Source organism: Mesorhizobium sp. M2C.T.Ca.TU.002.02.1.1, assembly GCF_003997225.1.
The window spans coordinates 1-7251 of the sequence record NZ_RZTO01000270.1 but is presented as its reverse complement, the minus strand read 5'-3'; the positions used below and the strand labels follow the sequence as shown (position 1 = coordinate 7251).

Genomic DNA, 7251 nt, shown 5'->3' with positions numbered 1-7251 from the left:
GTGCGGCCTTCCGCGGTCTGCATCGTCTGGCCGACGAGGTTCTCGAAGGAACGCATCACTTTCTCGAGGTCTTCCGACTTCTTGACCAGGCCGACGGCGAGGTCTTCCAGCGAGGACTGACGCTCCAGCGTGTGCTCGAGATTGCTCTGCGCGGAGCTGAGCAGGTTCGAGGCGCTGGAGAGCAGCCGGCTGTGCTCGTCGAACTTGGTCGCGATCGAGGCCACCTCGCGCAGCGTCGCCGAGGACAGGTCGGTGAGCCGCGTCGTGTTGGAATCGACCAGACGCGCCGAGCTGGCGAAGGTCTGGGCGGCCTTCTCCGTGGTCGTGGCGAAGCTCTGCGTGCTGCCCGAGAGGCGCTCCTCGACCTGGCCGAGATTGACGGCAGCCTGCTCGATCAGCTGGCCGAGCTGCGCGCTGGAGGTCGTCATGCGGCCGATGAGATCGGCCACGCTGTCGGAAAGCGAGGAGCGAGCGCCTTCGACGGCCGAAAGCGTCTCGGCGGTGCGGCTGGCCAGCGCGTTGACGAGGTTCGTGTTCTCGCTGCGCAGCTTCTCGGCCGCCCTTTCGGTGACCTCTTCCATGCTGCGCTGCAGTTCGGAACCGCCCTGGGCGAAACGCTCGACCAGCGGCTTGGCCGTCTCGTCGAGGATCTTCGCCATCTCGGCCGAACGCGCCGCCAGCATGGTGTTGAGCTCGCGGGTGTTGGCGCCGATGGTCTTGGCGGCCTCGTTGGTGCTCTGGCCGATATGCTGGCCGACCGCCGTGAAGGCCTCGGCGATGACGTTGGCGCGCGAGATGAGCTGGGCTTCGGCGCTGGAGACCTGCTCGTTGAGCTTCTGGCCCATAGTCTCGGCAGTGTGGGCGAGGCGGCTTTCCACGCTCGCGACCTGGTCCTCGACGCGGGAAGCGGCAGCCGCGGCACTTGCGGCAAGCCGCTCGTCCGCGCCGGCCAGCGCCTGCTCGATCTCGCGGGCATGCACGGCAAGCTCCTGGCCGGTCTGGCGGGCGCGGTCGGCGACACGCTGCTCGGTGGCGGCGAAGGCGCCGACGATGGTGTCGGCATGCTCGCCGATGGTCGAGCTGGTCGAAGCGATGCGCGACACCAGGCGGTTGTCGGCGTCGTCGAAGATGCGGCCGATTTCGCCGGCTCGGGCGGAAAGCGCTTCCGAACCCTCGGCAATGCGCGCCATCAGCTGCTGGTCGGCGCTGTCGAAGATGCGGCCGAGATCGGTGGCGCGAGCGGCCAGCGCTTCGGCCGATTCCGTGATGCGCATCGACAGCCGCTCGTCGGCGCCCTCGAAGTTGCGCAGGATGTCGCCGGCACGCGCGGCAAGCGACTGGGCCGTCTCGACGGCGCGGGCAACCAGCTTCTGGTCGGCCGTGTCGAAGGTGTTGGCGATCTCGCTGGCGCGTGTGGACAGCTTGTCGGCGGTTTCTTCGGCGCGGGCCATGAGCGCGTTCGAAGCATCGTCGGCGCGCGCCATCAGCATGTTGGACGTGTCCTGGGCGCGCTCGTGCAGACGGCGGTCGGCCGCCTCGAAGGCCTGGGCGATGTCCTCGGCCCTGGCAAGCAGCGCGGCGGAGGTCTGCTCAGCGCGTTCGGCGATCTTGCGATCGGCGTCGCTGAAGGCGGCACCGGCCTGCTCATGCAGGGTGCTGGTGACTTCCATGACCTTGTCGCGCAGCGCGCCCGCCACGAACACCGCTGTCTTTTCCAGCACGCCGCGGACATTGTCGACACCGGTGGACAGCGCACGCTCCATGGTGCCGGCGCGCTCCTCGATGATACCGGTCTGCCGGCTGAAAGCCTGCTCGATCTTCTCGACGTCGGCGGCAATTGCCGCCGAGATGTCGCTGCTCCTGGCGGCGATCTGGTCGATATGCCCGGAAACCGAACGATCGACGTCCTTGCGCGCATCGCCGAGCTTGGCGAGATCGTCCTCCAGGGCCTTGGCGAGCATGTTGCGGCCTTCGGACAGCTTGCCGACATGGCCGGCGATGATGTCGTCGATCTCGGAGCGGCTTTCGGTGAGCTTCTGAAGGTCGGCTTCAAGGGCGCGCCTGAGGATATCGCGGCCTTCGGCGAGCTTTTCGACCTGGCCGGCGACGAGGCCGTCGATGCCGGAGCGGCTTTCCGCCAGCTTGGCGAGATCGGCCTCGAGGGCGCGGCTGAGCACGTCGCGGCCTTCGGCGAGCTTTTCGACCTGGCCGGCGACCAGCCCGTCGATGCCGGCGCGGCTTTCGGCCAGCTTGGCAAGGTCGGCTTCAAGGGCACGCGTGAGGATGTCGCGGCCTTCGGCGAGCTTTTCGACCTGGCCGGCGACGAGGCCATCGATCGAGGCGCGGCTCTCGGCCAACTTGGCAAGGTCGGCCTCCAGCGCCCGCTTGAGGATGTCGCGGCCTTCCGCGAGCTTCTCGACCTGGCCGGACACCAGGCTGTCGATCCCGGCGCGGCTCTCGGCAAGCTTGGCGAGATCGTCCTCCAGCGCCTTGGACAGCGTCGCGCGGTTCTGCGACAGCTGGTCGGCATGGGTCTGCATGAGGCCGCTGGCGCTGGCCATATCGGCATCGAGCGCACGCGAAAGCTCGGCGCGGTGGTCGGTGATCTTCTGCGAATGATCGACGATCGCGCCTTGGATCGTGTTGAGGTCGGCCTCCAGCGCGCGCTTGAGGATGTCGCGGCCCTCGGCAAGCTTCTCGACCTGGCCGGCGACCAGCCCGTCGATGCCGGAGCGGCTCTCCGCCAGCTTGGCGAGATCGTCCTCGAGCGACTTCGACAGCACCGAACGGTCCTGAACGAGCCTGTTCTGATGGTCGGCGATGGCGCCGCTTACAGTCTGGAGGTCATCCTGCAGGGCCTTCGACAAGGTCGAGCGATCCTGCGCGAGTCTGTTCTGGTGATCGGTGATGGCGCCGCTGACGGCCTGCAGGTCGGCTTCGAGCGCCTTCGACAGCTGGGCGCGATCTTCCAACACCTTGTCCGAATGTCCCGCAATGGCACCCTTGATGGTGTTGAGGTCGGCTTCCAGCGCGCGCTTGAGGATGTCGCGGCCTTCGGCGAGCTTCTCGACCTGGCCGGCGACCAGTCCGTCGATCGAGGCGCGGCTTTCGGCGAGCTTGGCAAGGTCGGCTTCCAGCGTCTGCGACAGCAGGCTGCGGTCCTCGGCGAGCTTGCCGGCGTGGCTGTCGATCAGGCCGCGAATGCCGCTCAGATCGCCTTCAAGCGCGCGGCTGAGTTCGCCGCGGTCCTCGGCGAGCTTGGTCGAGTGGGTCTCGATCAGGTTCCTGATGCCGATGATGTCGGTCTCGAGCGCCTTGGCGAGCACGGCGCGGCCCTCGGCGATCTTCTCGACCTGCCCGGCAACGAGGCCGTCGATCGAGGCGCGGCTGTCCTGCAGCTTGCCGAGATCGGCTTCCAGGGCGCGCGCCAGGATGTTGCGGCCCTCAGCCAGTTTCCCGACATGACCGGCGACCATTTCGTCAATCATCGTACGAGCTTGGACGAGTCTGCCGGAGTCTTCGTTCAAGGCCTGGGACAGGCGGTTACGGCCTTCCTCGATCTGCTCCAGATGGCTGCCGAGCGATGCATCGATGGCGGCGCGCGATTCGTTCACCTTGCGCAGGTCCTCTTCCAGCGCTCGTGAGATCAGGCCGCGGCCTTCGGCCAGCTTCTGCACCTGGTTGGTGACGGCGGCATCGATCGCCGCGCGGCCTTCGGCGAATTTCGCCAGGTCCTCCTGCATGGCGGCGGCCATGCGTTCGCGGCTCTCGGAAAGCGCGCGGCTGTGGTTTTCGACGGCTTCCTCGATGCCGACACGGGCATTGGCCAGCCGCTGGATGTCGGAATCGAAGGAGCGCGACACCACATGCCGGGCCGCTTCCATGCGGCCGGCAAAGTCGGTGGCGCGGGCTTCGAGCATGGAGGAGGTCGACGAGATGATGTCGGCCATATCGGCGCCGATCTGGGTCTTGCCCTGATCGATCATCGCCGACAGCGTGTCCTTGCTCTCGGCGAAGGCGTGGGCGATTTCCTTCGCGCGCTCCACCATCGTCTCGTTGATCTGACGGGCGCGCGCTTCGAGGGCGGCGTTGAGCTTCTGCGTGCCGGTGTCGAGCGCCTCGGCGCGGGTCTGGAACTCGCTGATCAGCGCCTGGCCGCGTTCGGCCAGCGTCCGCTCGATGCCGCTGAGGCTCGCTTCGAATTCCGAACTCAGCGTGCGCGCCGCGCCGCCCAGCAGCGAAACCATGCCATGGGTACGGTCGTCGAGCAGGTCGGTCAGCGAGCGCGTCAGGCCGTCCGTGGTGTCGGTCAGCTTGGCGATACGGGTATCGAGAAGGCTGGCGAAAGCCTCGCCGGAGGTCGAAAGCCGGTCGGTGATGCTATCCAGGCGCGATTCGACGGAATCGAAGATCGACGTCGAGCTTTCATTGATGCGGTCGATCAGCGTGTCGCCGGAATTGTTGATCGTCATCGACAGCTTGGTCGAGGCGTTGAGGATCGAGTCGCGGATGATATCGCTGGCCGAGCCGATCTCGTCGCGCAGCGTCTCATGCGCGCTGGCGATGGAAGCGCGCACGCGCTCGGCATGCGTGACGACCGCCTCGCGCTCGCTGCCCAGACCGTCAACCAGCGAACGGATGCGGGCCTCGTTCTCGGAATAGGAGCGTTCGATCTGGCTGACTTCGCCGTGGACAAGCGTTTCGAGCTCGACGGCGCGGGCGAGCGTCCGCTCGATGCCTTCGCCCATGGCTGCCACCTCGCGGCGAACGGCCTGGCCGATCATCATGACGCGGTCCTGGGCAAGGTTTTCCGGCTCCGCCAGGCGGAAGGCGACCTCGGTCATGGATTGCGCGGCGATGCGCATTTCCTGCGCGCGCCGGATCATGGCGGCGAACGCCCAGAACAGGATGATCGGAACGATCGCGGCAACCGCCAGGCCGATCAGTTCGGGACGAGCGAAGAACTGGTCGAAGGTGCGGATCTTCCAGATGTCGGGGCCGAACAGAAGATTGGCCAGGCCGCCGGCGCCGGCGATCCAGGCCAGCGAGATAAAGGCGATCACCCAGTAGACGGTGCTCGACGCACGCCGGTTGAGGCTGTGCAGCAGCGTCTTGTAGTCCTTCTGGCGGTCGTCATTGGCGGGCGTGAAGCCGGCGGGAGGGGTGAAGCCGGCCGGCTGCCCGTTGCGCGGCTCGACCGGGCGCAGTTCGGCCGGCTTGGGCGCGGGGGCCTTGGCAGTCTGGGGGCTAGCAGGCTGGGGGTTGTTTGCCGGCTCCGCCCTCTGGCTACGGCCCTCGCGCGCCAACTCGTCGGCTGCCGCCGAGATCTGCGCTTCGAGGTCTTCCATCGACGCCGCCATATCGAGGCCGCCTTCGTCGCCGGCAAGGTCAAGGTCAAGCGCCTTTTCCAGTTCCGCGGCTACGTCGCTGTCGAGAGACTTGGTCGTCGTTGGTTTCTTAGCCATGCCTTCGCTACCCTGTACTAGCTGCCGCGGGACTTATGATTTTGGCCTGATTCTGGCCCGATTCTGGCTTATCTATCCCGAGCAGGAGGCTGAAAAATGGACCTTCGTATCGTAATGACACACAGGGGTAAAGAAAACATGCATTCCGGGCGATACGTAAAACTTTAAATATAAGGTTAACGGAAGCGTGATCCGGCTGCCTCCGTGACAACATTTTTCCCCTGCAATCGTTAACCCCTTGGCGACCGGAGTCGCCTATTTTCTTGGGCTCGTCTGCCCGCTTGATGGAGTTGCAGTGCGTATGCGTGGCGAAACTGGTATTGCGTTTTCCATGCCGGGGGGAGATGCCTCCGGAACGGTCGGAGCCCGGCCTGTGGATCTCGGTCATCTGGCACGTCAGACAATGGGCGACCGCGACCTCGAACGGGAGGTGTTGGCGCTGTTCGTGAATCAGTCGCTCAGCGTCCGAGACCAGATCGCCGACGCCGACACCCGGCAGCGGGTGCTTCTGGCGCACGGCTTGAAGGGCTCGGCGCGCGGCATCGGCGCCTTTGCGGTCGCCGAATGCGCGGCGATCATCGAAAAGCAGCCGGAAGACGCCCGCGCGCTCAAGCGGCTCGGCACGCTGATCGAGGAAGTTCGCGATTTCATCGCCGGCATCAGCCGCTAGCATTAACTTTTTGAAAAACGTCATTTCGTGGCGCTTTCGCGCCGCAGTTGACTTGTCCGGCGGAGTGATTATCTCGGCTGCGACTCCTCAGGTGACTTTAATGACCAAGCTGACTTACATCGCCCATGACGGGACCCGATTTGACGTGGACGCCGAAAACGGCTCGACGGTGATGGAAAACGCGATCCGCAACGCGGTGCCCGGCATCGAAGCCGAATGCGGCGGCGCCTGTGCCTGCGCGACCTGCCATGTCTATGTCGATGAGGCCTGGACGGCCGAGGTCGGCGAGCCGGAGGCGATGGAAGAGGACATGCTGGACTTCGCCTATGACGTCCGGCCGAATTCGCGCCTCTCCTGCCAGATCAAGGTGCGGGACGCGCTCGACGGTCTGGTTGTGCGCGTGCCCGAACGCCAGGGCTAAGGCCGACTTCCAGTTTTCTTCACGCTGGCTGCTTGGCAGCAGGCGATAGCTCATGCAGTCTCGCACCATTGCCAATGGGGCGCAGAGCATGACCGATACCATCAAGACGGACGTTCTCATTGTCGGGGCAGGGCCGGTCGGCCTGTTCGCGGTGTTCGAGCTCGGGCTGCTCGACATGAAATGCCACCTCATCGACATTCTCGACCGTCCCGGCGGGCAATGCGCAGAGCTCTACCCGGAAAAGCCCATCTACGACATTCCGGGCTGGCCCATGATTTCGGCCCAGGGTCTCGTCGACAAGCTGATGGAGCAGATCCATCCGTTCAAGCCGGAGTTCACCTTCAACCGCATGGTTTCGAACCTTGAAAAGCTCGAGGACGGCAGTTTCCGCGTCGCCACGGATGAAGGCGAGGTGTTCGAGGCCAAGGTGGTGGTGATCGCCGCCGGCGGCGGCTCGTTCCAGCCCAAGCGCCCGCCCATTCCCGGCATCGAGGACTATGAGGGCAAGAGCGTCTTCTATTCCGTCCGGCGCATGGAGGATTTTCGCGGGCACGACCTCGTCATCGTCGGTGGCGGCGATTCGGCGCTCGACTGGACGCTCAACCTGCAGCCGATCGCCAAAAGCGTGACGCTGGTCCATCGCCGTCCGGAATTCAGGGCGGCGCCCGACAGCGTCAACAAGATGTATGCCATGC

General features: G+C 65.5%; 4 protein-coding genes. 3 read left to right on the top strand and 1 reads right to left on the bottom strand.

The features are described 5' to 3' along the window. Positions 1-5465: kinesin (locus EOD07_RS16160; protein WP_127236180.1), on the bottom strand; the 5465-nt coding region annotated here is incomplete at its 3' end. A gap of 301 nt (positions 5466-5766) precedes the next feature. Here EOD07_RS16160 and EOD07_RS16155 point away from each other — a divergent pair. The 3 genes from EOD07_RS16155 to EOD07_RS16145 form a co-directional block, all read left to right on the top strand. After that, positions 5767-6135, top strand: coding sequence for an Hpt domain-containing protein (locus EOD07_RS16155; protein WP_127236181.1), 369 nt, complete (start codon positions 5767-5769; stop codon positions 6133-6135). 100 nt (positions 6136-6235) lie between these two features. Next, entirely contained in the window at positions 6236-6556 is a 321-nt protein-coding gene (locus EOD07_RS16150) for a 2Fe-2S iron-sulfur cluster-binding protein (RefSeq protein WP_041000712.1), read from the top strand. 88 nt (positions 6557-6644) lie between these two features. Next, on the top strand, positions 6645-7251 hold a 607-nt coding region (locus EOD07_RS16145; RefSeq protein ID WP_164772279.1), incomplete at its 3' end, for an NAD(P)/FAD-dependent oxidoreductase.

Coding starts and splice junctions, on each gene's coding strand:
- EOD07_RS16155 (WP_127236181.1), top strand. CDS start 5,767: ATGCGTGGCGAAACTGGTATTGCGTTTTCCATGCCGGGGGGAGATGCC.
- EOD07_RS16150 (WP_041000712.1), top strand. CDS start 6,236: ATGACCAAGCTGACTTACATCGCCCATGACGGGACCCGATTTGACGTG.